Raw genomic sequence first — 21,905 nt, forward strand, 5'->3', positions numbered from 1 at the left:
CCCCCTATGGTCTGTTGACGTTTCGTTGTGGCCGCGACGAAACGTCAACAGACCCTAGCAATGATCCTGATTTCGTATACAGCGTGGGCCAGTCTAACCTCTGCCGGTCAGCGCTGCCCACTGCACCAATAACGCTTCGAGCAACAGCACTCGATTCAAGTTGGCTTTGGATAAGACTTTCTGGCGCTGCGCCAACACCCAATCCTGCATTGACAGCACTTTGCCTTGAGCGGACTTCTGCGCGAGGTACTGGATCACCTTGCGCATGTCATCCATCCCCAGCCCGTCTTCATCCTGGGTCAGTTGATAGCGCAGGATCAAATGCGACCAGTCGCAGAACCAATCGAACAGCAACAACAGCGGTATGTCCTTCCAACCTTCTGCCAACTGTGTGGGAGAGGCCTGTTGTTTAAGCAGCTTCTTGACGCCATCGACCACCAGCGCACGTTGTTCGCGAACACCCTGAGCCTGAAGGCTCACGGCCGCCAGCGGCGAACCGGCAGCCAGCGTGAGCAATTGCACCCGCTCGCCTTCGCTGGAGCCGGGTAACGCATCAGCCAACCAGGCCAAGCTCATGGCTTGGCTTGGCAACGGACAGGCTTGTTGCACGCAACGACTTCTAACAGTTGGCAGCAAACGGCTCGGCTGATGACTGACCAGAAGCAGAACGGTATTTCCCGATGGTTCCTCAAGACTCTTGAGCAATGCGTTGGCGGCGTTGATGTTCATCGACTCGACGGGTTCGATCAGGACGACCTTGCGTCCGCCCATCTGCGCCGTTTGGACCACGAAACTGACCAGATCGCGGACCTGATCGACCTTGATCGCCTTGTCGGCCTCTTCAGGTTCAAGCACGTAATTGTCGGGATGACTTCCTGCGGCCAACAACAAACAGGACTTGCACTCACCACACGCGTCGAGCCCCAGCGGCCGCTGACACAGCAGTCGATACATCAGGCGCTCAGCCAAAGCCCGCTTGCCAATGCCCACCGGCCCATGCAGCAGATAGGCGTGCGCATGTTGGGCCCGCCCGGCCATTTGCTGCCACAGACTCTCCTGCCAGGGATACGCCTCAGGCATGTCGACGTTCCGCGAGCAGACTCAACAATTCGGGCAGCAGTCGATCGAGAGACGACTGGACTTCAACCAAGGGCAACGCGGCATTCACCAAACGATAACGCTCGGGGGCCGCCGCAGCACGATGCAAATAGGTGCTGCGCACCGCCTCAAAGAACGCGCGACCTTCCTGTTCAAAACGATCCAGCCGACCACGCGCCGTTGCCCGTTCCAGCCCGATCTCGACCGGCAAGTCGAACATCAGCGTCAGATCCGGACGCAAGGCGCCCTGGACAAAATTTTCAAGCGAGGCAATCCGCTCGACAGACAAACCTCGGCCGCCTCCCTGATAGGCGTAAGTGGCATCGGTAAATCGGTCGCACAAGACCACCGCTCCACGCGCCAGCGCTGGCCGAATGACTTCGGCCAAATGTTGTGCTCGTGCCGCGAATACCAGCAGCAATTCTGTATCGGCGTTCATGACTTCGTCGCTTGGCGCCAATAGCAATTCACGAATCCGCTCGGCCAATGGCGTGCCGCCTGGCTCACGCGTCAACAGCACATCGACACCGTGACCGCGCAGGCACTCGGCAAGGTATTCACGGTTGGTGCTTTTACCGGCACCTTCCGGGCCTTCCAGGGTAATAAACAAGCCGGTCACAGGCGGTCCTTCATCAGATTCATTGTGGAGTCTCCCCGGCTTTTTCAGATTTGTCGCCAGAGTCGTTGGGGATCGCTGGAATGTCCGCGGGCTGCGATGGCTGCGACGTGGCATTCTCGGGCTCAGGCATCGCTTCGTCAGCAGGTGTAACTGGCCCGGTTGGCGATACAGGGTCAACTGTCGGCGCCGGAACCATGATCGGTGCCGGGCTGGAACGGTAGTCGGCACGACGCTTGAGCTGGAACTCTTTCACCGCAGCATTATGCGCATCCAAATCGGCGGAAAACACATGAGTACCATCGCCACGGGCGACAAAATACAGACTACTGCCCGCCACCGGGTTCAGTGCGGCATGGATCGCTTCACGCCCAACCATCGAAATCGGCGTCGGCGGCAAACCGGAAACTACATAAGTGTTGTAGGGCGTGGCTTCCTTGAGAAAAGCACGAGTCAACTTACCGGTGTAGCGTTCGCCAAGCCCATAGATGACCGTAGGATCGGTCTGCAGCAGCATCCCTTGTTGCAGGCGTCGTACAAACACGCCAGCGATCTGTCCACGCTCTTGCGGTACGCCGGTTTCCTTTTCAATCAGGGAGGCCATGATCAATGCTTGATAGGGGTTGGCATAGGGAGCCTCGGCGGCACGCTTGTCCCACTCTTGCTTGAGCACTTCGTCGAGACGGTTATACGCCTGCTTGAGTAATTCCACATCGGTCATGCCGCGCACATAGCGGTAGGTATCCGGGAAGAACCGCCCCTCCGGAAATACATCAGGATGCCCTAGCTTGGCCATCAATTCGCCATCACTCAGGTTGGTCAAGGTCTGTTCAAGTTTGACCTGCTTGCCGAGCGCAGCGCGAACCTGACGAAAATTCCAGCCTTCGACCAGCGTCAGGCTGTACTGCACGACCTCGCCTTTCTTCCACAATGTCAGCAGCGACCTTGCATCCATACCGGGCGTCATGCGGTATTCACCGCTGTGCAGCGATTGCTCGGCGAGATTGAAGCGCCAATAAAGCCGCAACCAGAACGCGTCCTTGATGACACCCTCCGCCTGAAGACGATTGAGCACGCCGGTCGGCGAGGAGCCCGGCGGTACGTCCAACAGTTGTTCCTGGGTCAGATTCAAAGGTTGATGCAGAGCGATGCTCTGCTGCCAGAAAGCCAGCCCTAATGACAACCCCGCCAGAACAACCACCGTCTCCAGCAAGACCAATAATTTTCGGATCACAAATCAGATATCCAGAAGCCTGCGGGCAAGATTTTGCAGTTTACGGGTGAGTGGACCAACGAGCCAGTTCTGGCGCTCGAAAGCGCAAACGGGCCAGATCCCATAGACGCTGTTGCAGACGAACACTTCATCGGCCTGCTCAAGATCGGCCATCTGCAGGTCTACAACCTTGACGCAGATACCCGCTGCCTGCGCCTGGACCAGTAGCTCTGCACGCATGACACCCGCTACGCCACAGCGGCTGAGGTCTGCGGTCTGCAACATGTTGTCTTTGACCAGAAACAGGTTGCTGTACACCGCTTCGATAATGCGACCGGATGTATCACGCATCAGGCCTTCTGCATGCTCGGCATCTTGCCATTCGCCCCGAGCAATAACCTGTTCAAGGCGATTGAGATGCTTGAGCCCCGCCAGTAAAGGCTGCTCGGCAAGCCGTGTCTGACACGAAAAAAGGCGAATGCCATGTTCAGCATTACGTTCAGGGTAGGCTGGCAGGAGACTGCCTTGAAGCACGCGCCGAGGTGGCGCGTCAGGTGTTGGCGCATAACCGCGCTGACCGTCGCCACGCGTGACGATCAGCTTCATCACGCCTTCGCCCATCTGCTGCGCAAAGGCCATGCATTCGCGCCGGATAATCGCCAGATCCAGCGCCAGCGTCAGACGCTGACCGCCAGACGCCAAACGCTGCAGATGACGCTCGAACAACAACGGCTGCCCCGACTTGACCAGAATGGTCTCGAACAGACCATCACCGTAAGCCAAGCCTCGATCCTTGACGCAAAGAGCATCGGCCGGGCTGCCATCGACCCAGCACAGTGTCATTCGGCAAACCGACGGAACACCAGTGAGCCATTGGTACCACCAAAACCGAACGAGTTGGACAACACCACATCAATCGGCATGCTGCGGGCTTCATACGGTACGAAGTCCAGATCGCACCCTTCGTCCGGCTCATCGAGGTTAATGGTCGGCGGTGCAACCTGACCGTTGATCGACAGGACACTGAAGATTGCTTCTACCGCACCGGCTGCTCCCAGCAAGTGCCCGGTCATCGATTTGGTCGAACTGATAGCCAGCGAGCGTGCGTAGTCGCCAAACACTGTCTTGATGGCATTCGCTTCTGCCAGGTCACCCGCCGGGGTAGAGGTGCCGTGGGCATTGATGTATTGCACCTGCTCGATGTTGATCTTTGCGTCACGCAGCGCATTGGTGATGCAGCGTGCTGCGCCCGCGCCATCGTCCGGAGGCGAAGTCATGTGGTATGCGTCGCCACTCATGCCGAAACCAATCAGTTCGGCATAAATCGTGGCGCCACGCGCTTTCGCATGCTCCAGCTCCTCAAGAACCAACGCGCCAGCACCGTCGGCCAGAACGAAACCGTCACGGCCTTTGTCCCACGGACGGCTTGCCCGGGCGGGATCATCGTTACGCGTGGAGAGCGCGCGCGAAGCACCGAACCCCCCCATGCCCAGACCGCAGGCCGCCATCTCGGCGCCGCCTGCAATCATCACATCGGCTTCGTCGTACGCGATATTGCGCGCAGCCATACCGATGCAGTGCGTACCGGTCGTACACGCTGTGGCGATGGCGTAGTTGGGTCCCTGTGCGCCAAGGTGGATCGACAGGAAACCGGAAATCATGTTGATGATCGAACCCGGCACAAAGAACGGTGAAATCCTTCGAGGGCCCGATTGATGAAGAGTACGGCTGGTCTCTTCGATATTGGTCAGGCCACCAATGCCCGAGCCCATCGCCACGCCGATGCGCTCACGATTGGCATCGTTGACTTCAAGACCGGCATTGCGAACCGCCTGAAAACCGGCCGCAAGCCCGTACTGAATGAACAAGTCAAGTTTGCGAGCTTCTTTAACCGACAGGTATTGCTCGACATCGAAGCCTTTCACTGAACCGCCGAAGCGGGTGCCGTAAGCTGAAAGATCCGTGTGCTCGATAAGGCCAATGCCACTGCGGCCAGCCAGAATGCCTTGCCAGGTACTTGGCACATCAGTGCCCAATGGCGACAGCATACCCATACCGGTGACCACGACGCGTCTACGCGACACAGGACTCTCCTTTTTTTCTAATAACGACACGCTGCAGGGTTTCTTGAAGAAAAACCGCACGAAGAAAAAACCGCACGCCGGAAGGCAGTGCGGTTTTTCCACGACAGCAAGCGACGATTACAAACGGTTACGCCTGATGGCTGGTAACGTAATCGATAGCAGCTTGAACAGTGGTGATCTTCTCGGCTTCTTCGTCAGGGATTTCGGTCTCGAATTCCTCTTCCAGAGCCATGACCAGCTCAACAGTGTCAAGGGAGTCGGCACCCAGGTCTTCAACGAAGGAAGCTGTGTTCACGACTTCCTCAGATTTGACGCCAAGTTGTTCGGCAACGATTTTCTTGACGCGCTCTTCGATGGTGCTCATACCGTGTTTTAACTCCTAGTGGACAAATTCAGGCAGCTGGCCGATGGGTAAGTGTATAGAAGAGGTTTTGCGTATTTCAAGCTAAACGCAATTCCTGCTTCGCCCATCGCCCTCTGCCCATTAATAGATTTCAGCTTTATAACGGATTTTAGACAGCCCGTATGACTTTTTTTGAAGCGGGCTATCACATGTACATGCCGCCGTTAACGGGGATTGTAGCCCCAGTAACGTAGCCTGCACCTTCCGAAGCAAGAAAAGCGACCACGTGCGCGATCTCTTCTGCCTGCCCCAGTCGCCCCAGGGGAATCTGGGTCGTCAGGGAATCACGTTGTGCCTGCGCCAGCTCGCGAGTCATATCGGTATCGATAAAACCGGGAGTGACCGAGTTCACGGTGACTGACCGCGAACCCACTTCACGCGCCAGGGCGCGACTGAAACCTTCCAGTCCCGCTTTCGCGGCGGCATAGTTTACTTGGCCTGCGTTGCCCATGGCACCCACTACCGAGCCGATGCTGATGATTCTACCCCAACGAGCCTTGGTCATCCCACGCAAAACCCCCTTGGACAGGCGATACAGACTGGTTAGGTTGGTATCGATGACATCGTGCCATTCGTCATCTTTCATGCGCATCATCAGGTTGTCACGGGTGATACCGGCGTTATTGACCAGGATCAACGGTACACCGACACGCTCTTGAATCAATGCCAGGGTCGCACTCACGGATTCGTCGCTGCAAACATCCAGCGCCAGGCCGAAGCCCTCGATACCGTTTTCCTTGAAACTGGCAGTGATGCGCTCAGCACCCGCTTCGGACGTGGCGGTACCGACAACCGTCGCGCCGTTACGGCCCAATTCCAGCGCAATGGCTTGACCAATACCACGACTGGCACCGGTGACCAACGCAACTTTACCTTGCAGGCTCATGCAAGCGTCTCCTTATCAAGCCAACGCCGCGCGGGTGGCGGCGAAAGCGTCTGGGGTATTGAGATTGTAAGTCGTCACGCCTTCGGCGCAGCGCTTGTTCAGACCAGCCAATACTTTGCCTGGTCCGCATTCGACCAGTTGCAGCGCACCGTTGGCGGCCAATGCCTGAATCGACTCGACCCAGCGCACAGGTTTGTACAACTGTTGCAGTAAATCGGTCTTCAGCGTGTCCAGATCGCGAACCACACTGGCACTAACGTTCTGTACCAGAGGAATATTGGGCGCCTGCCAGTCGATGGCAGAAACGGCTTCGGCAAAGCGCTCGGCGGCAGGTCGCATCAGCTCGCAGTGCGACGGCACGCTCACCGGCAGCGGCATGGCACGCTTGGCGCCACGCGCCTTGCAAGCCTCGATAGCGCGCTCGACAGCAGCCGCAGCACCGGCGATGACAACCTGGCCCGGCGAGTTGAAGTTGACCGCGCTGACCACGTCGCCCTGAGCTGCCTCGGCACAAGCGGCGAGCACCTCGGCATCATCAAGCCCAAGAATCGCCGCCATCCCCCCCTGCCCTGCCGGCACGGCTTCTTGCATCAACTGACCACGACGCTCAACCAACTTTACGGCATCTGCCAGGGACAGGCTGCCAGCCGCCACAAGCGCACTGTATTCGCCGAGGCTGTGGCCGGCGACAAATGCAGGACGCGCTCCACCTTCAGCCAACCATACGCGCCACAACGCGATAGACGCGGTGAGGATCGCCGGCTGGGTTTTGTCGGTCTGATTGAGCTGTGCCTCCGGCCCCTCCTGGGTCAATGCCCAGAGGTCGTAACCCAAAGCATCGGAGGCTTCTTTGAAGGTCTCCAGGATCAATGGGTACTGCGCCCCCAGCTCGGCAAGCATGCCGAGTGACTGCGAGCCTTGACCTGGAAAGACGAATGCGAGGGATGCAGACATTAAACAAGCCCCTGATTATTGCCGTCAAAATAAGCGCTCGGCCTTGGCCGCGCGCGAGAAATTCTATGCGAAACAGTGGTCATTTGGATGACCGACCAGTCACTGGCGTCACATTTTAGCGGAGACCACGTCTTACGCAGGTACTGGAGCCGCCTAGAGCAACGCCTCCAAACGCCCATGAAGGCGTTGCGGAAGGTTTTCCTGAATTTCTATGAGCGCACGCTGAATCGCACTCTGAAAACCTTGGGCGCCCGCCGAGCCGTGGCTCTTCACCACGATGCCCTGCAACCCGAGAAAACTCGCGCCATTATGCCGCGCTGGCGCAAGGTCCGCCTTCAAACGCCTGAGCAAAGGCAGCGCCAGTGTCCCGACGGCCCTGGAGAACATATTTTGCTTGAACAGGGTTTCTATACGTTCGCCAATCATCGTCGCCAACCCTTCGCTGGACTTGAGCAGGATGTTGCCGACAAAACCATCGCACACCACCACGTCAGCCTCACCACGATAGACCCCGTCGCCCTCAACGAAGCCGATGTAATTGAGACCCGGGGCGGCTTGCAACAAACTGGCGGCTAACTTGACCTGCTGATTGCCTTTGATGTCCTCGGTGCCGATATTGAGCAGTGCGATCTTGGGACGTGAGACCCCAAGCGCTTCGGCAGCCACCGACCCCATCACCGCGAACTGATACAGGTGTTGCGCGCTGCAATCGACATTCGCCCCCAGGTCGAGCAACTGGCAATAACCCCGCTGCGTGGGAATAGCGGCAACCATTGCAGGGCGATCAATACCAGGAAGCATCTTGAGTACAAACCGGGAGAGAGCCATCAAGGCACCTGTGTTTCCCGCACTGACGCAGGCCTGCGCCTGACCGTTGGCCACCAGCTGCAGTGCGACGCGCATTGACGAATCCGGTTTGCCTCGCAGCGCCTGAGACGGCCGATCATCCATGGTAACGACGTCATTAGCGTTGACGACGAGCAGGCGTGAGCGATCTACGCCGGAATAACGGGCGATCAGTTCTTCAAGAAGAGGGGCTTGACCGACGAGGGTCAGATGAAGCGAGGGGGTAGCAAACAGGCAGGCAATACAAGCCTGAACAATGCTGCGGGGACCGAAGTCCCCGCCCATTGCGTCGATCGCGATGACCGGAGCGGACAAGAAATTACTCGTCAGCGCCCTTATCGATCACTTTACGGCCACGGTATACGCCTTCTGGCGATACGTGGTGACGCAAGTGAATTTCACCGGTGGTCTTTTCCACAGACAGAGTGCTTGCCTCAAGAGCGTCGTGCGAACGACGCATGTCACGGGCAGAGCGGGATTTTTTGTTCTGCTGAACAGCCATAATTGATTAACTCCTAAACGTTTGGGTCACGCTTTAACTGCGCCAATACACTGAACGGGTTGGACCGCGATACCTCGTCCTCGCTCGGCTCGGGCTTATCGAGGCCCACCGGCTGCTGGCATTCTTTCGGATCATGCAAAGGCACAATGGGCAAGGCGAGCAAAAGCTCCTCCTCGATCAATGCCAGCAGATCCAATGGATCTTCGCCGAGTTCCAGAACGTCATAGCCTTTCGGCAACGACTGGGTGTTTGCACCCTCCTTCACCACGGCATAACTGCATTCGCTGTGGATCGGCAGGGTGACCAGCTCAAGACAACGCTGGCAAACCATTTTGACTTCGACGTCGATGGTGCTGTGGATTACCACAGACCGACGCTCGTCTCGCTCAAAAACGAATTTCGCCTGCACTGTACCGAGATTGTCAGCAAGCGTGTCGCAGAGTCTCTCCAAATCAGCCAGCGGCAGCTCTCCCTGAAGAGTAGTGCCACGGTCAGCTAATTTGCGCGGGTCAACGTGAGGTGGAATCGGGTCATTCAACATAGGCGCAGCATTCTAGGGACGAGCCTTGTAAGTGTCAAAGGAAATTCCTGCCTGTTCGTAGCGCGAGCCACTGATTACACTCGACTTTCATGTTATGGAGAACCTCATGCTGCCTTTACTCCTCGCTTCCAGCTCACCTTATCGCCGTGAACTGCTTGATCGTCTGCGCCTGCCGTTCGTCTGCGCGTCGCCGGACATCGATGAAAGCCAGCGCGTCGATGAGTCTGCTGTCGAACTGGTACAGCGCCTTGCTCGGGACAAAGCCCATGCGCTGGCGGCACGCTTCCCCAGCCATCTGATCATCGGCTCCGATCAGGTAGCTGTGCTGGACGAGCAGATTCTCGGCAAACCTCACAGCTTCGAGCGCGCCCGGCAACAGCTTACAGCCAGCAGCGGCAAAAGCGTGTCCTTCCTTACCGGCCTGGCGCTCCTCAACAGCAACACCGGCCATTGCCAGGTTGACTGCGTGAGCTTCACCGTCCATATGCGTGTTCTCGATCAAGCGCGCATTGAGCGCTACTTGCATGCCGAGCAGCCCTACGATTGCGCAGGCAGCTTCAAAGCCGAAGGACTCGGCGTCAGCCTGTTCCGCGCCACCGAAGGCCCCGACGCCACCAGCCTCATCGGCCTGCCTTTAATAAGGCTGGTGGACATGTTGCTGAACGAAGGCATCGAATTACCCTAGGGTCTGTTCATTTGATCAGAGCAGCATTGCGCTTTTTAGCCGCGTGTTAATGAGGCAACTGCTGGTGTCATGGTGTTTCGCGTGCGCGGAATAAACATGAAATTTTCTTCATTGCCCTTAACGGGGTGCGACAAAACACCGCAGCCCCTTAAAGCGCAGGCTATGCGCAGATTATTGCGCTTTCAGAAATTAACCTTTACAGAAACCGACCATTTACTTAGCTGACTATCAAAATCTATAAAAGAGACCTGCGACACCCTGCCGCAGATTTCAAAGAGTCAGGAGTTTTCAATATGACGGTAACTGTTACTGAACGCGATGACGCCCATATCTCTCATGAAAGCATCGCAGATGGCATTCAAATCTGGGATGTGCGCCAACAAGACCAACTGGTAGGGATGTTCCATCAAGAATCGGACGCACAGCGTTACGCAGCAGAGCTGCAAGAGCAGGAAAGGACACGGTTTTCTGTGTAGCTCGATCGTTGCCAATGGCTGCCAAAACAAAACCAGCCTCGGCGGGTTTTGTTTTTAGCAAGCTGGTGACTGGCGCACGTCCACAGGTGGTTACAGAGAGTCGACTGTCACCACATCAGATCGTCAGGAATCTTGTAGGCAGCATACGGATCGTCGCCATCGACCTCTTCAGTCGGCTCACTGAGCATGACGATCCGGCGCGGATCGCGCTCCTGGATCTTCATCGCCGCCTCCCGCGGGATCACTTCATAACTGCCACCATGATGGACGATGGCCAACGAGCCGTTACTCAGCTTGCTGCGCATCAGTGGATTGACCGACAGGCGCTTGACCTTCTTGTCGTCGACGAAGTTGTAGTAGTCCTCGGTGGTCAGCTTGGGTAGGCGTGTCGCTTCGATCAATTGCTTGACCTGCGCGGAACGGGCCTTCTGTTCGGCCTTTTCCTGCTGCTGGCGATTGAGCTCTTGATCGCGCTTGGCCTTCTCGGCCATCGCTTCCTGAGCGGCACGCTTTTGCGTGTCATCGGCCACCGCCTGACCTTTGTGTACCAGGCGCTGCTCTTTCTGCTTGTTCTTGGTGACCTGTTTGGCCTGCTTTTCGTTGACCAGACCTGCTTTGAGCAATTGGTCGCGAAGTGAAATACCCGCCATCTTTAATCTCTCTCTTTAACAATCGCACTCAGCCGCAACCGGGCGTGTTCTTTTCCTGACGTTTGGCTTCGCCCCAGAGCGCGTCCATTTCCTCGAGGGTGCAATCTTCGATGGGACGCTGGGTGTCGCGCAATGCCTGTTCGATAAAACGGAAACGGCGTTCAAATTTGCTATTGCCCGCACGCAGGGCGTTTTCCGGGTCGACTTTCAGATGACGGGCCAGATTGACCACCACAAACAGAAGATCACCGACTTCTTCGGCGATGCCTTCTTGGTCGTTACTGGCCATGGCTTCGAGAACTTCGTCCAATTCCTCGCGCACTTTGTCGATCACCGGCAATGCGTCTGGCCAGTCGAACCCGACCTGTGCCGCACGCTTCTGCAATTTGGCTGCACGCGATAAGGCCGGCAGCACGGTGGGCACATCATCGAGTAAAGACAATTGCTCGGGCACATCGGCTTTTTCCGCACGCTCCTGGGCCTTGATCTGTTCCCAGCGTTGCTTGACCTGGTCTTCGCTCAGGCGCGGGGTTTCCAGCGGCGCGTACAGATCACCGGTGGGGAATACGTGTGGGTGGCGTCGGATGAGTTTGCGGGTGATGCCATCGACTACGCCGTCAAACTCGAAGCGTCCTTCCTCCCGCGCCAACTGGCTGTAATACACCACTTGGAATAGTAGATCACCCAACTCTGCGCGCAGGTCATCGAAGTTGCCGCGCTCAATGGCGTCGGCCACTTCGTAGGCTTCCTCCAGGGTATGCGGGACAATCGTCGCATAGCTCTGCTTGACGTCCCACGGGCAACCGAACTCCGGGTCGCGCAGACGAGCCATCAGGTGGAGCAGGTCTTGGAGTGTGTACATGGGGTTCCAATTCAACTCAGGACTGACCAAAACCCTGTAGGCGCGAACTTGTTCGCGAAGCAGCGTGACTGGCACACCGCTTCAACCCTTCGCCAACAAGTTGGCTCCTACAGGTTCGCGTCGCTTTCATGGCGTTCTATTACGCCGCGTCTCAATGATGTTCGGCAACTGCGAAATCCGGCCCAGCAAACGCCCCAGCGCATCTAGCCCAGGGATCTCGATGGTCAGTGACATCAGCGCGGTGTTGTCTTCCTTGTTCGAGCGGGTATTCACCGCTAGCACGTTGATCCGCTCGTTGAGCAGAACCTGGGAGACGTCACGCAGCAAACCGGAACGGTCGTAGGCGCGGATGATGATGTCCACCGGATAGGTGAGCACCGGCACCGGCCCCCAACTGACCTGGATTATCCGCTCTGGCTCGCGCCCACCCAGTTGCAGCACTGAGGCGCAGTCTTGGCGGTGAATGCTCACACCCCGCCCTTGGGTGATATAACCAACAATCGCATCGCCCGGCAGCGGCTGGCAGCAGCCGGCCATTTGCGTCATCAAATTGCCGACACCCTGAATCTGGATATCGCCGCGTTTGCCCGGCTTGTAGCCGGTGGCCTTGCGCGGAATCAGCTCCAGTTGCTCGTTGCCGCGCTCTGGCTCGACCAACTGTTGCGCCAGATTGACCAATTGCGCCAGACGCAAATCGCCTGCGCCCAAAGCGGCGAACATGTCTTCGGCGATCTTGAAATTGGCCTTTTCGGCCAGCTTCTCAAAGTCCACCTGTGGCAGTGCCAGACGTGCCAACTCGCGCTCGAACAGCGTTTTACCTGCGGCGACGTTTTGATCGCGCGCCTGCAATTTGAACCAGTGAACAATCTTCGCCCGCGCCCGCGAGGTGGTGATGTAGCCCAGGTTCGAGTTCAGCCAGTCCCGGCTCGGCGTACCGTGCTTGCTGGTGATGATCTCGACCTGTTCACCAGTCTGCAGGCTGTAGTTGAGCGGCACGATGCGCCCGTTGATCTTGGCGCCACGGCAGTTGTGACCGATCTCGGTATGCACGCGATAAGCGAAATCCAGCGGGGTTGCGCCCTTGGGCAGATCGATGGCGTGGCCGTCCGGGGTGAACACGTAGACGCGGTCCGGTTCGATGTCAACCCGCAACTGTTCAGCCAGACCGCCGATATCACCCAGTTCTTCGTGCCACTCCAGGACCTGGCGCAACCACGAAATCTTCTCTTCGTAATGGCTGGAACTGGCCTTGACGTCGGTGCCCTTGTAACGCCAGTGGGCGCACACGCCGAGCTCGGCTTCTTCGTGCATCGCGTGGGTACGAATCTGCACCTCCAGCACCTTGCCTTCCGGCCCGATGACAGCAGTGTGCAGAGAGCGATAACCGTTTTCCTTGGGGTTGGCGATGTAGTCGTCGAACTCCTTGGGAATGTGCCGCCACAGGGTGTGGACGATCCCCAATGCGGTGTAGCAATCGCGCATTTCCGGGACCAGTACACGCACCGCGCGCACGTCGTAGATCTGGCTGAACTCCAGACCTTTACGCTGCATTTTGCGCCAGATCGAGTAGATATGTTTGGCCCGACCACTGATGTCGGCCTTGACGCCGGTGGCTAACAGTTCGTTCTCTAGCTGGCTCATCACATCGGTGATGAAGCGTTCGCGATCCAGACGACGCTCGTGCAGCAGCTTGGCGATCTGTTTGTATTGTTCAGGCTCAAGGTAGCGGAAAGACAGGTCTTCCAGCTCCCATTTGATATGGCCAATACCCAGCCGGTGCGCGAGGGGGGCATAGATGTCGAAAACTTCCCGGGCGACCCGGTTGCGTTTTTCGTCGTCGGTGTTCTTCACCGCACGGATCGCACAGGTGCGCTCGGCCAGCTTGATCAAGGCCACGCGAACATCGTCGACCATTGCTACCAACATCTTGCGCAGGTTTTCGACCTGGGCCTGAGTGCCCAGCACCAGCGACTGACGCGGGCTGAGGCTGGCGCTGATCGCCGCCATGCGCAACACACCATCGATCAGTTTGGTTACGGTGGGGCCGAAGCGCTCGCTGACATCGGGCAATGGAATCTTGCCTTCGCGCACGCCACGGTAGATCACGGCCGCGATCAAGGAGTCCTGATCGAGCTTGAGATCGGCCAGAATTTCGGCGATTTCCAGGCCCGTCTGAAAACTCGACGTGCCCTCCGCCCAGAGGTTCTTGGCAGCGTTGTCCTGCTGCTCGGCTTCCCGAACAAATTCGCAGGCCTCTTTTAACGCTTGTCGATCCACTGCGAGATCGACGCTGACAACGTGGTCGAGCCACGCGTCCAGATTGATACTGCCGTCGGTGTTTATCGGCTGGTGTGCTCTCACCTGTACCATGTCACTTACCTTCCATACGGCGCGATGAAATGCGCCATCAGTCGCTGACATTTTTGAGCGGACGCTTCTTGTCGGGCAAAAGCAAGAGCTGTGCGTACGCGGGTCAGTCAGATTAAACGAGACTCCGTGTGTGGTTCGGCTCAAATCCTGGAGCCGTATCCCTCACTTACTCGCTTCAAATAACGCCATCGCCTCGATATGCGCTGTCTGCGGGAACATATCGAGGATTCCGGCACGTTTTAATCGGTAGCCCTGTTGAATCAGTTCGACACTGTCACGCGCCAAAGTTGCAGGGTTGCATGACACATAAAGTAGCCGTTCGGCGCCCAATGCCTTGAGCTTGCCGATCACCTCAAACGCACCGTCACGCGGTGGATCAAGGAGCACAGCGCAGAAACCGTCCTCCGCCCAGCTGGCGGTGTCAAGCGGCTGCGACAGATCCGCCTGATGAAACTGCACATTGTGCAAGTTATTGCTCACGGCGTTCTCGGCAGCACGCTCGACCATGGTCGCGACACCTTCGACGGCGACCACTTCGCGCGCTTTTTGCGCCAGTGGCAAGGCGAAGTTACCAAGCCCACAGAACAAGTCCAGCACTCGTTCGTCTTCACGCGGCGCCAGCCAGTCAAGCGCCTGTTGGATCATTGCGGTATTGACCGCCTCATTGACCTGTACGAAATCCCCAGGACGATAAGCCAGTTGCAAGGCCCACGGCGCCAGGTGGTAACCCAGCGTCTGGGACGGGTCCAGCGGCTGCGGTCCGTGCTCGCCATGCAACCAGAGTTGCGCATCATGGGTTTCACAAAATGCCTGCAAAATTGCCAGATCGTTCTCCGAAAGCGGCGCCATGTGGCGCAACAATACTGCCGTGGCCGAGCCGTGGAACAACTCCACATGACCCAGCGCCTTAGGCGTGCTCAAGCGACGAAGCATCGCCGGTAACGCCGTGATGATCGGCTGCAAGGCTTGTACCAGCACCGGACATTCATCGATGCCGATGATGTCCTGACTGGATGCTGCGCGAAAACCAACGTCCAGGCGTTTGGCCTTGACGTCCCAGCGGACCGCGACTCTAGCGCGTCGACGGTAAGCAAATTCAGGCCCACTCAATGGCGCAGCCCACTCCTCAGGCTCGATACCGGCGACCCGGCTCAACTGCTCGGCAAGCATGCGCTGTTTGAGGGCAAGTTGTTCTTCATGGGGCATCTGCTGAACACTGCAACCGCCACACCGCCCGAAATGCACACAGGGTGCGGGACGGCGCATCGGGCTTGGCTCGAACACACGTTCGGTGCGCGCCTCAACGACTTTGCCGTGGGCGCCCAGCACTCGGGCTTCGACCTCCTCACCGGCCAGACTGCCCGCGACAAACCAGGTACGACCTTCGACAAACGCAATACCACGACCGTCATTGGCCAACCGCTCGATTTTCAGGCGTTGTTTTTTGCCGGTCGGGACCTGCGTTGTCCGGGTGCCGCCCGTGGGCTGGAAACGCAGGCCTCTCTCATGCTTGGCCATCAGTTGGGCGCATCGTAGACGCCGGTCGACAAGTAACGGTCGCCACGGTCACAGATGATCGCGACCATGACCGCATGTTCGACTTCCTGGGACAGGCGCAACATGCCCGCCACAGCGCCGCCCGACGAGACGCCACAGAAAATACCTTCTTCACGGGCCAATCTTCGCATCACGTCTTCGGCCTCGCCCTGCGCCATATCAATGATACGGTCGACGCGGTCAGCCTGATAAATCTTCGGCAGGTATTCCTGCGGCCAGCGACGGATGCCCGGAATAGCCGAGCCGTCCATGGGCTGCAGGCCGACGATCTGGATGTTCGGGTTCTGCTCCTTGAGATAACGCGAAGTACCCATGATCGTCCCCGTGGTCCCCATGGAGCTGATGAAATGGGTGATGGTGCCTTCGGTCTGCCGCCAGATTTCCGGGCCAGTGCCAACGTAATGCGCTTGAGGGTTGTCGCCATTGGCGAACTGATCGAGCACCTTGCCACGACCTTCAGCCTGCATACGCTCGGCCAGATCACGGGCGCCTTCCATGCCTTCTTCCTTGCTCACCAGAATCAGCTCGGCGCCATAGGCCGTCATCGCGGCCTTGCGTTCGGCGCTGGAGTTGTCCGGCATGATCAGGATCATTTTATAACCCTTGATCGCCGCAGCCATGGCCAAAGCAATGCCGGTATTGCCTGAGGTGGCTTCGATCAGGGTATCGCCGGCGTGAATCTGACCGCGCAGTTCGGCACGGGTGATCATCGACATCGCCGGGCGATCCTTGACGGAGCCAGCCGGATTGTTGCCCTCAAGCTTCAACAGCAGGGTGTTGGTGGTGCTCCCGGCCATGCGTTGCAGACGCACCAGCGGGGTGTTGCCGATGCAATCGGCGATGGTTTGATACTGCAGGGTCATGGCGGCTTCGCAATCCAGACTGCGGGGGTCGCCTATCATACCGGCAATCTTCGCGAGGCCATATCACGCAAAGTAAGGTTGATATAGCGAACAGGCATAACAGCGCTCTTCGAATTTGGTCGCCGCCCCCCAAAAGACGCGGATTGCCGGCGAACTCAATGCGACCGGACTCAACGTCAGAATGCCCGCGCACGCAAACGCATGTTTATGCGTAACCCGTGCGCCCCATTCTCTGCCCACATATCGCCGCCTTGCAGGCGCAACGAATTGCGCGCAATGCTCAATCCAAGCCCAAAGCCGCCATTGCCGGGGCGGGCGCCGTCGAGGCGGATGAACGGGGCGAAGATTCGCTCCAGGTCATGTTCATCCACGCCACCGCCCTGATCCTCCAGCCACAGCAGCCAGTCGTCGCCCTCCCGACGCCCACCCAGGCAGACAATGCCATCGTTGGGCGAGTGACGAATGGCGTTGCGAAGAATGTTCTCCAAGGACTGTGCCAAGCTGTTCAAGTGGCCCTGCACCCAGCATGATGGGGCCACATCACAGGGCAACTGCCTGGCACACCAGCCACTTTCGAAACAGGCGTTCTCTACCAGCATTTCCCATAGTGCGACGATTTGAATGTCTTCGGCGGGCAGTTTTTCCCGCTCAGTGTCGAGCCACGCCAATTGCAGCGTGTCGTTCACCAGCCGTTGCATGCCATCGACCTCGCGACTCAGACGGTCGCGCAACTCGCCCATGCTCTGCTCGCTGTCGCAGGCCACTCGCAAGCGGCTCAACGGTGTGCGCAGCTCATGAGACATGTCACGCAGCAATTGCTGCTGAATGAAGACCGTGGAGTGCAAACGCTCGGCCATGTGATCGAAAGCTCGGTTCAACTCACCCAGCTCATCTTTACGACCGGTCAATTGCGGCGACAGCCGATCGGACAGTCGGTCCGCACGCCAGGCATTGGCCTGTTCACGCAGCTGATTAAGCGGGCGAATCAGCAGCCGGTATAAACCGATGCAAAACAACAAGGTGAACAGCGCCGGCACCAGAACATTGGTCAACATCTGCCACGCCATGGTGTAACGACCCGGCTGGAAACGCTGCGGCAGTTCAATCACCAGGCTGCCCGCACCCGGCGTGTTGGGGAACGGGAGTTTCAGCCAGGGCATGGTTTTCTGACGACGACTGGTCGGCCAGTCCACACCGCGCAGGAAGGTCAGACGTTGAAATTGCTCATCGGTCAGCGGCACACTGCTCAGCGATTGCAGATTGTTACCGATCACACCCACCCAGCCAGGCTCATGACGCCTGATTTCCCGCAGCCAGTCATCGACACCCCGCTGACCGTCTGCACGCCAGGCTTGCTCGGCTTGGGCGGCGTAACCGACAAGAGTCTGGCGCGCGGTGTCGGACAGGTAGGCATTCTGATCTTCTACGTAACGCCCCCACGACAAGCTGAGCCAGATCATCAGCAGGCAGAAACCCACCAGCAAAACAGCCAGTTTCCAGAACAGCGAATACTTGCCCGGTAGACGAGCGTTTTTACGCATCGTGTTCGACTGCGGTCAGCACATATCCTTTGCCCCACACCGTGCGTACCTGGCGCCCCTCATAGCCGATGGCCTTGAGCTTGCGACGGATCTGGCTGACATGCATATCCAGACTGCGGTCATGCTGGGAATACCCACGCTGCAGCACGTGCTGATAAAGGAAGGCTTTGCTCTGGACCTCTTCGGGATGGCGCCATAAGGTGTCCAGCAGCCGATACTCGCTGCGGGTCAGCTCGGCGCGCCTATCAGCAAAACTGACGTCCAGGCTTGCCTCATCAAACGACAGTTGATCTGCAGCGCGATCCTGCGGGCCTAGTGAAGGCGTGCTGAAACGCCGTTCCAGCGCTACCCGGCGCAAAATTGCTTCGATGCGCACCCGCAGTTCGTCGACACTGAAGGGCTTGGGCAGGTAATCATCGGCGCCGTTACGAAACCCGGTGATGCGATCAGCCTCGGCACCCAGCGCCGACATCAGGATTATTGGCGTCGCCTGCTCGCGTCGCAGGTGTTTGAGGATATCCAGGCCATTCATGCCCGGCAGCAAAATGTCCATTAGCACCACGTCGAATGGCTGGCTCTGAGCACACGCAAGTCCTTGCGTGCCGTTCTGGCACCAGGTCACCTGAAAACCAAAGCGGTCAAGCTGATCATGGACAAATGCCCCGAGTACGGGGTCATCCTCGATGGCGAGCACACTGGGGCGGTAAATGGTTTCGGGAGTCATTAGCTTCTGCAACTTATTCTCAGTCAGCGATTATTCAAGATTGCACCGCTGTGAGCAAGACAGGCTGTCGTCCAGGTGCGGATACAGTAGGTACTGCTTGATCAATTTGCCGCGATTCTCGACCGACAACTGTCTACACTGCGCAATTACCACCGCGTGTAACGGGCTGCGCGGGGCCGCTTTTGCCTAATCGTGTGCTGTGTTGTTGGAGAAAATTTGTGCTGAGCAAACTGGGCATCAAAAGCCGTGTAATGCTGCTGACCATTGTGCCGGTCTGTCTGATGGCGGTGGTGCTGGGCGGTTATTTCACTTGGATGCAGCTGTCGGAGTTACAAGCTCAGTTGCTCAGACGCGGCGAAATGATCGCCAATGAGCTGGCGCCGTTGTCGGCGAACGCTCTGGCTCACGCCGACAAAGCCTTGCTCGAACGCATCGCTGGACAGGCGCTGGAACAAGCCGATGTGCGCGCCGTGTCGTTTCTCGATGCTGATCGCAATGTACTGGCCCATGCAGGGCCCAGCATGCTCAATCAGGCCCCCGTCGGTAACAGCATCCACCTGTTGCAGCGCTCGGACAACGACGCCACGCGCTACTTGATGCCGGTATTAGGACGCCAGCGCCATCTCACCGGCGACATCGTTCCGCAAGAAGCCGACCGTCTGCTCGGCTGGGTCGAACTGGAACTGTCCCACAACGGTACTTTGTTGCGCGGCTATCGCAGCTTGTTCGCCAGTTTGCTGCTGATCGCCACCGGTCTGGCGCTAACGGCCATCCTCGCGTTGCGCATGAGCCGCACCATCAACGGCCCTATCACCCAGATCAAACACGTCGTCGCCCAACTCAAGGATGGCAATCTCGAAGCACGTCTGCCGCCCATGGGTAGCCATGAACTGGACGAACTCGGTTCGGGTATCAATCGCATGGCCGCCACGTTGCAGAATGCCCAGGAAGAACTGCAACACAGCATCGAACAGGCCACCGAGGACGTGCGACAGAACCTCGAAACCATTGAAATCCAGAACATCGAGCTGGACCTGGCGCGCAAGGAAGCCCTTGAGGCAAGCCGGATCAAATCTGAATTCCTGGCCAACATGAGCCATGAAATCCGCACGCCACTCAACGGCATTCTCGGCTTTACCCATCTGCTGCAAAAAAGCGAACTGACACCGCGTCAGCATGATTACCTGGGCACTATCGAAAAATCCGCCGACAGCCTGCTGAGCATCATCAACGAGATCCTCGACTTCTCGAAGATCGAGGCTGGCAAGCTGGTACTCGATGCAATTCCGTTCAATCTGCGCGACCTGCTGCAAGATACGCTGACCATCCTCGCTCCCGCCGCTCACGCCAAACAGCTGGAATTGGTCAGTCTGGTCTATCGCGATACCCCCCTGTCGCTGATAGGCGACCCGCTGCGACTCAAGCAAATCCTGACCAACCTGGTGAGCAACGCGATCAAATTCACCCGCGAGGGAACCATCGTTGCCCGCGCGATGATCGAAGACGACCAGATCGATCATGTGCAACTGCGTATCAGCGTGCAGGACACCGGGATCGGCCTGTCGAGCCAAGACGTGCGCGCGCTGTTTCAAGCCTTCAGCCAGGCTGACAATTCGTTGTCCCGGCAACCGGGCGGGACCGGCTTAGGGCTGGTGATATCCAAGCGCCTGATCGAACAGATGGGCGGCGAAATCGGCGTTGACAGCACGCCGGGCGAAGGCTCGGAGTTCTGGATCAGTCTAAGCCTGCCAAAGACTCGCAACGACATCGACGACCTGCCCGCCCCGCCGCTGCTGGGGCGCCGGGTAGCGGTGCTGGAATACCACGACCTCGCGCGCCAGGCACTGGAGCACCAACTGGAAGACTGCGGCCTGCAACCGATGGTGTTCAACAACCTGGAAAACCTGATCAATGGCGTCACCGTGGTGCATCAAACACCCCACGCCATCGACCTTGCCGTGCTCGGAGTCACAGCCCACGAATTACCGCCTGAGCGGCTGCGCCAGCAAATCTGGGACCTGGAAAATCTCGATTGCAAAGTATTGGTGCTATGCCCGACCACCGAACAAGTGCTGTATCAGCTATCGGTGCCAGAGGCCTACACCCAGTTGCAGGCCAAACCTGCGTGTACACGCAAGTTGCGCCGCAGCCTATCGGAGCTGATCCAGCCTAAACAGCAACGCAGTGAAGCGACCGAACCGCTGAACAGTCGCCCTCCACGACTGCTGTGCGTGGACGATAACCCGGCGAATCTATTGCTGGTCCAGACCTTATTGGAAGACATGGGTGCCAAGGTGATGGCGGTCGACAGTGGTTATGCTGCGGTGCAGGCAGTGCAGGAAGAGGCCTTCGATTTGGTACTGATGGATGTGCAAATGCCCGGCATGGACGGGCGGCAGGCAACCGAGGCGATCCGAGCCTGGGAAGCCGAGCGACAAAGCACTTCACTGCCGATAGTGGCCCTCACCGCCCACGCCATGGCTAATGAAAAACGCGCCCTGCTGCAAAGTGGCATGGACGATTACCTGACCAAACCTATTAGCGAACGACAGTTGGCGCAGGTGGTGCTTAAGTGGACCGGCCTGGCGCTGCGCAATCAAGCACCTGAGCGTCACCCGGAAATCGCCCATGGCACGGGAAACCTGCAAGTGCTGGATCATGAGGAGGGTTTGCGTCTGGCGGCGGGCAAAGCGGACCTGGCCGCCGACATGCTGGCGATGCTGCTGGCCTCGCTGGACACAGACCGTGAAGCCATCCGCGTGGCGCGTAATGCCAAGGATCACATTGGCCTGATCGAACGCGTCCACCGCTTGCACGGCGCAACCCGCTATTGTGGCGTGCCGCAGTTGCGTGCAGCCTGTCAGCGCAGCGAAACCCTGCTCAAGCAAGACGCCCCCGAGATCGACGCAGCGCTGGATGAACTGGATAAGGCCATTACTCGTGTGGCGATCGAGGCGCGGGTGAGCGCTTAGGCGTACGGGGCGAATATTTCCCGTAGGAGACCGCAATCACTTTTAGGATGACTCCATGCGCA

21 protein-coding genes are annotated in these 21,905 nt (G+C 58.1%); 3 read left to right on the forward strand and 18 right to left on the reverse strand.

Annotation, left to right across the window (positions count from 1 at the left end; translation table 11 throughout):
* Nucleotides 1–93: 93 nt before the first annotated feature.
* The 11 genes from VGC62_RS22355 to VGC62_RS22405 form a co-directional block, all read right to left on the reverse strand.
* Complete coding sequence (locus tag VGC62_RS22355) at nt 94–1,080, reverse strand: DNA polymerase III subunit delta' (RefSeq protein WP_331189254.1); 987 nt, start codon at nt 1,078–1,080, stop codon at nt 94–96.
* Nucleotides 1,073–1,717 carry a dTMP kinase gene (tmk, locus tag VGC62_RS22360; protein WP_331189255.1) on the reverse strand — a complete coding sequence of 215 codons (645 nt, stop codon included), beginning with the start codon at nt 1,715–1,717 and terminating at the stop codon, nt 1,073–1,075. The genes VGC62_RS22355 and tmk overlap by 8 nt, the downstream gene beginning before the upstream one ends.
* Nucleotides 1,718–1,736: 19 nt before the next feature.
* Nucleotides 1,737–2,948, reverse strand: a complete 1,212-nt coding sequence (gene mltG, locus VGC62_RS22365) for an endolytic transglycosylase MltG (protein WP_331189256.1) — start codon at nt 2,946–2,948, stop codon at nt 1,737–1,739.
* Nucleotides 2,949–2,951: 3 nt separating this feature from the next.
* The gene (pabC, locus tag VGC62_RS22370) at nt 2,952–3,770 is read right to left on the reverse strand and encodes an aminodeoxychorismate lyase (RefSeq protein ID WP_331189257.1); all 819 of its coding nucleotides are present in this window, start codon (nt 3,768–3,770) and stop codon (nt 2,952–2,954) included.
* Nucleotides 3,767–5,011: a beta-ketoacyl-ACP synthase II gene (gene fabF, locus VGC62_RS22375; protein ID WP_331189258.1), complete on the reverse strand. Its 1,245-nt coding sequence runs from the start codon at nt 5,009–5,011 to the stop codon at nt 3,767–3,769. Before fabF ends, pabC begins: the two co-directional genes overlap by 4 nt.
* A gap of 127 nt (nt 5,012–5,138) precedes the next feature.
* Nucleotides 5,139–5,375, reverse strand: coding sequence for an acyl carrier protein (gene acpP, locus VGC62_RS22380; protein WP_002552692.1), 237 nt, complete (start codon nt 5,373–5,375; stop codon nt 5,139–5,141).
* Nucleotides 5,376–5,559: 184 nt separating this feature from the next.
* Nucleotides 5,560–6,300: a 3-oxoacyl-ACP reductase FabG gene (gene fabG, locus VGC62_RS22385; protein WP_331189259.1), complete on the reverse strand. Its 741-nt coding sequence runs from the start codon at nt 6,298–6,300 to the stop codon at nt 5,560–5,562.
* A 15-nt stretch (nt 6,301–6,315) separates the two neighbouring features.
* Nucleotides 6,316–7,254 carry an ACP S-malonyltransferase gene (gene fabD, locus VGC62_RS22390; RefSeq protein WP_331189260.1) on the reverse strand — a complete coding sequence of 313 codons (939 nt, stop codon included), beginning with the start codon at nt 7,252–7,254 and terminating at the stop codon, nt 6,316–6,318.
* 153 nt (nt 7,255–7,407) lie between these two features.
* Nucleotides 7,408–8,415, reverse strand: a complete 1,008-nt coding sequence (plsX, locus tag VGC62_RS22395; RefSeq protein ID WP_331189261.1) for a phosphate acyltransferase PlsX — start codon at nt 8,413–8,415, stop codon at nt 7,408–7,410.
* A 4-nt stretch (nt 8,416–8,419) separates the two neighbouring features.
* Entirely contained in the window at nt 8,420–8,602 is a 183-nt protein-coding gene (gene rpmF / locus VGC62_RS22400) for a 50S ribosomal protein L32 (protein WP_002552688.1), read from the reverse strand.
* Between the two features lie 13 nt (nt 8,603–8,615).
* Nucleotides 8,616–9,143: a YceD family protein gene (locus VGC62_RS22405; RefSeq protein ID WP_331189262.1), complete on the reverse strand. Its 528-nt coding sequence runs from the start codon at nt 9,141–9,143 to the stop codon at nt 8,616–8,618.
* Between the two features lie 106 nt (nt 9,144–9,249).
* Here VGC62_RS22405 and VGC62_RS22410 point away from each other — a divergent pair, with 106 nt between their 5' ends.
* Both VGC62_RS22410 and VGC62_RS22415 read left to right on the forward strand, forming a co-directional pair.
* Entirely contained in the window at nt 9,250–9,828 is a 579-nt protein-coding gene (locus tag VGC62_RS22410; RefSeq protein ID WP_331189263.1) for a nucleoside triphosphate pyrophosphatase, read from the forward strand.
* 293 nt (nt 9,829–10,121) lie between these two features.
* Nucleotides 10,122–10,304, forward strand: coding sequence for a DUF3110 domain-containing protein (locus tag VGC62_RS22415; protein WP_331189264.1), 183 nt, complete (start codon nt 10,122–10,124; stop codon nt 10,302–10,304).
* Nucleotides 10,305–10,411: 107 nt separating this feature from the next.
* On the opposite strand, the gene VGC62_RS22420 is transcribed toward VGC62_RS22415, so the two are convergent.
* The 7 genes from VGC62_RS22420 to VGC62_RS22450 form a co-directional block, all read right to left on the reverse strand.
* Nucleotides 10,412–10,954, reverse strand: a complete 543-nt coding sequence (locus VGC62_RS22420; RefSeq protein WP_331189265.1) for a DUF2058 domain-containing protein — start codon at nt 10,952–10,954, stop codon at nt 10,412–10,414.
* A 28-nt stretch (nt 10,955–10,982) separates the two neighbouring features.
* A complete protein-coding gene (mazG, locus tag VGC62_RS22425) occupies nt 10,983–11,816 on the reverse strand; it encodes a nucleoside triphosphate pyrophosphohydrolase (protein ID WP_331189266.1) in 834 nt (277 codons plus the stop codon).
* 126 nt (nt 11,817–11,942) lie between these two features.
* Complete coding sequence (relA, locus tag VGC62_RS22430) at nt 11,943–14,186, reverse strand: GTP diphosphokinase (protein WP_331189267.1); 2,244 nt, start codon at nt 14,184–14,186, stop codon at nt 11,943–11,945.
* A 162-nt stretch (nt 14,187–14,348) separates the two neighbouring features.
* Nucleotides 14,349–15,704: a 23S rRNA (uracil(1939)-C(5))-methyltransferase RlmD gene (gene rlmD / locus VGC62_RS22435; RefSeq protein ID WP_331189268.1), complete on the reverse strand. Its 1,356-nt coding sequence runs from the start codon at nt 15,702–15,704 to the stop codon at nt 14,349–14,351.
* Nucleotides 15,704–16,606: a cysteine synthase CysM gene (cysM, locus tag VGC62_RS22440; protein ID WP_331189274.1), complete on the reverse strand. Its 903-nt coding sequence runs from the start codon at nt 16,604–16,606 to the stop codon at nt 15,704–15,706. The genes rlmD and cysM overlap by 1 nt, the downstream gene beginning before the upstream one ends.
* Before the next feature lie 176 nt (nt 16,607–16,782).
* Nucleotides 16,783–18,147 carry a sensor histidine kinase gene (locus VGC62_RS22445; protein WP_331189269.1) on the reverse strand — a complete coding sequence of 455 codons (1,365 nt, stop codon included), beginning with the start codon at nt 18,145–18,147 and terminating at the stop codon, nt 16,783–16,785.
* The gene (locus VGC62_RS22450) at nt 18,140–18,871 is read right to left on the reverse strand and encodes a response regulator transcription factor (protein ID WP_331189270.1); all 732 of its coding nucleotides are present in this window, start codon (nt 18,869–18,871) and stop codon (nt 18,140–18,142) included. Before VGC62_RS22450 ends, VGC62_RS22445 begins: the two co-directional genes overlap by 8 nt.
* A gap of 218 nt (nt 18,872–19,089) precedes the next feature.
* Between VGC62_RS22450 and VGC62_RS22455 the strand changes: the two genes are divergently transcribed.
* Nucleotides 19,090–21,843 carry a response regulator gene (locus VGC62_RS22455; RefSeq protein ID WP_331189271.1) on the forward strand — a complete coding sequence of 918 codons (2,754 nt, stop codon included), beginning with the start codon at nt 19,090–19,092 and terminating at the stop codon, nt 21,841–21,843.
* The last annotated feature ends 62 nt before the right edge of the window (nt 21,844–21,905 follow it).

The organism is Pseudomonas sp., assembly GCF_036404235.1.
GTDB lineage: Bacteria > Pseudomonadota > Gammaproteobacteria > Pseudomonadales > Pseudomonadaceae > Aquipseudomonas.

Bases quoted from the DNA above. Each gene is read 5' to 3' on its own strand.
- fabD (WP_331189260.1), bottom strand. From the start codon at position 7,254: ATGTCTGCATCCCTCGCATTCGTCTTTCCAGGTCAAGGCTCGCAGTCA.
- mazG (WP_331189266.1), bottom strand. From the start codon at position 11,816: ATGTACACACTCCAAGACCTGCTCCACCTGATGGCTCGTCTGCGCGAC.
- cysM (WP_331189274.1), bottom strand. From the start codon at position 16,606: ATGACCCTGCAGTATCAAACCATCGCCGATTGCATCGGCAACACCCCG.
- pabC (WP_331189257.1), bottom strand. From the start codon at position 3,770: ATGACACTGTGCTGGGTCGATGGCAGCCCGGCCGATGCTCTTTGCGTC.
- fabG (WP_331189259.1), bottom strand. From the start codon at position 6,300: ATGAGCCTGCAAGGTAAAGTTGCGTTGGTCACCGGTGCCAGTCGTGGT.
- acpP (WP_002552692.1), bottom strand. From the start codon at position 5,375: ATGAGCACCATCGAAGAGCGCGTCAAGAAAATCGTTGCCGAACAACTT.
- rpmF (WP_002552688.1), bottom strand. From the start codon at position 8,602: ATGGCTGTTCAGCAGAACAAAAAATCCCGCTCTGCCCGTGACATGCGT.
- VGC62_RS22410 (WP_331189263.1), top strand. From the start codon at position 9,250: ATGCTGCCTTTACTCCTCGCTTCCAGCTCACCTTATCGCCGTGAACTG.
- relA (WP_331189267.1), bottom strand. From the start codon at position 14,186: ATGGTACAGGTGAGAGCACACCAGCCGATAAACACCGACGGCAGTATC.
- VGC62_RS22450 (WP_331189270.1), bottom strand. From the start codon at position 18,871: ATGACTCCCGAAACCATTTACCGCCCCAGTGTGCTCGCCATCGAGGAT.
- VGC62_RS22445 (WP_331189269.1), bottom strand. From the start codon at position 18,147: ATGCGTAAAAACGCTCGTCTACCGGGCAAGTATTCGCTGTTCTGGAAA.
- VGC62_RS22415 (WP_331189264.1), top strand. From the start codon at position 10,122: ATGACGGTAACTGTTACTGAACGCGATGACGCCCATATCTCTCATGAA.
- rlmD (WP_331189268.1), bottom strand. From the start codon at position 15,704: ATGGCCAAGCATGAGAGAGGCCTGCGTTTCCAGCCCACGGGCGGCACC.
- VGC62_RS22420 (WP_331189265.1), bottom strand. From the start codon at position 10,954: ATGGCGGGTATTTCACTTCGCGACCAATTGCTCAAAGCAGGTCTGGTC.
- VGC62_RS22405 (WP_331189262.1), bottom strand. From the start codon at position 9,143: ATGTTGAATGACCCGATTCCACCTCACGTTGACCCGCGCAAATTAGCT.
- VGC62_RS22355 (WP_331189254.1), bottom strand. From the start codon at position 1,080: ATGCCTGAGGCGTATCCCTGGCAGGAGAGTCTGTGGCAGCAAATGGCC.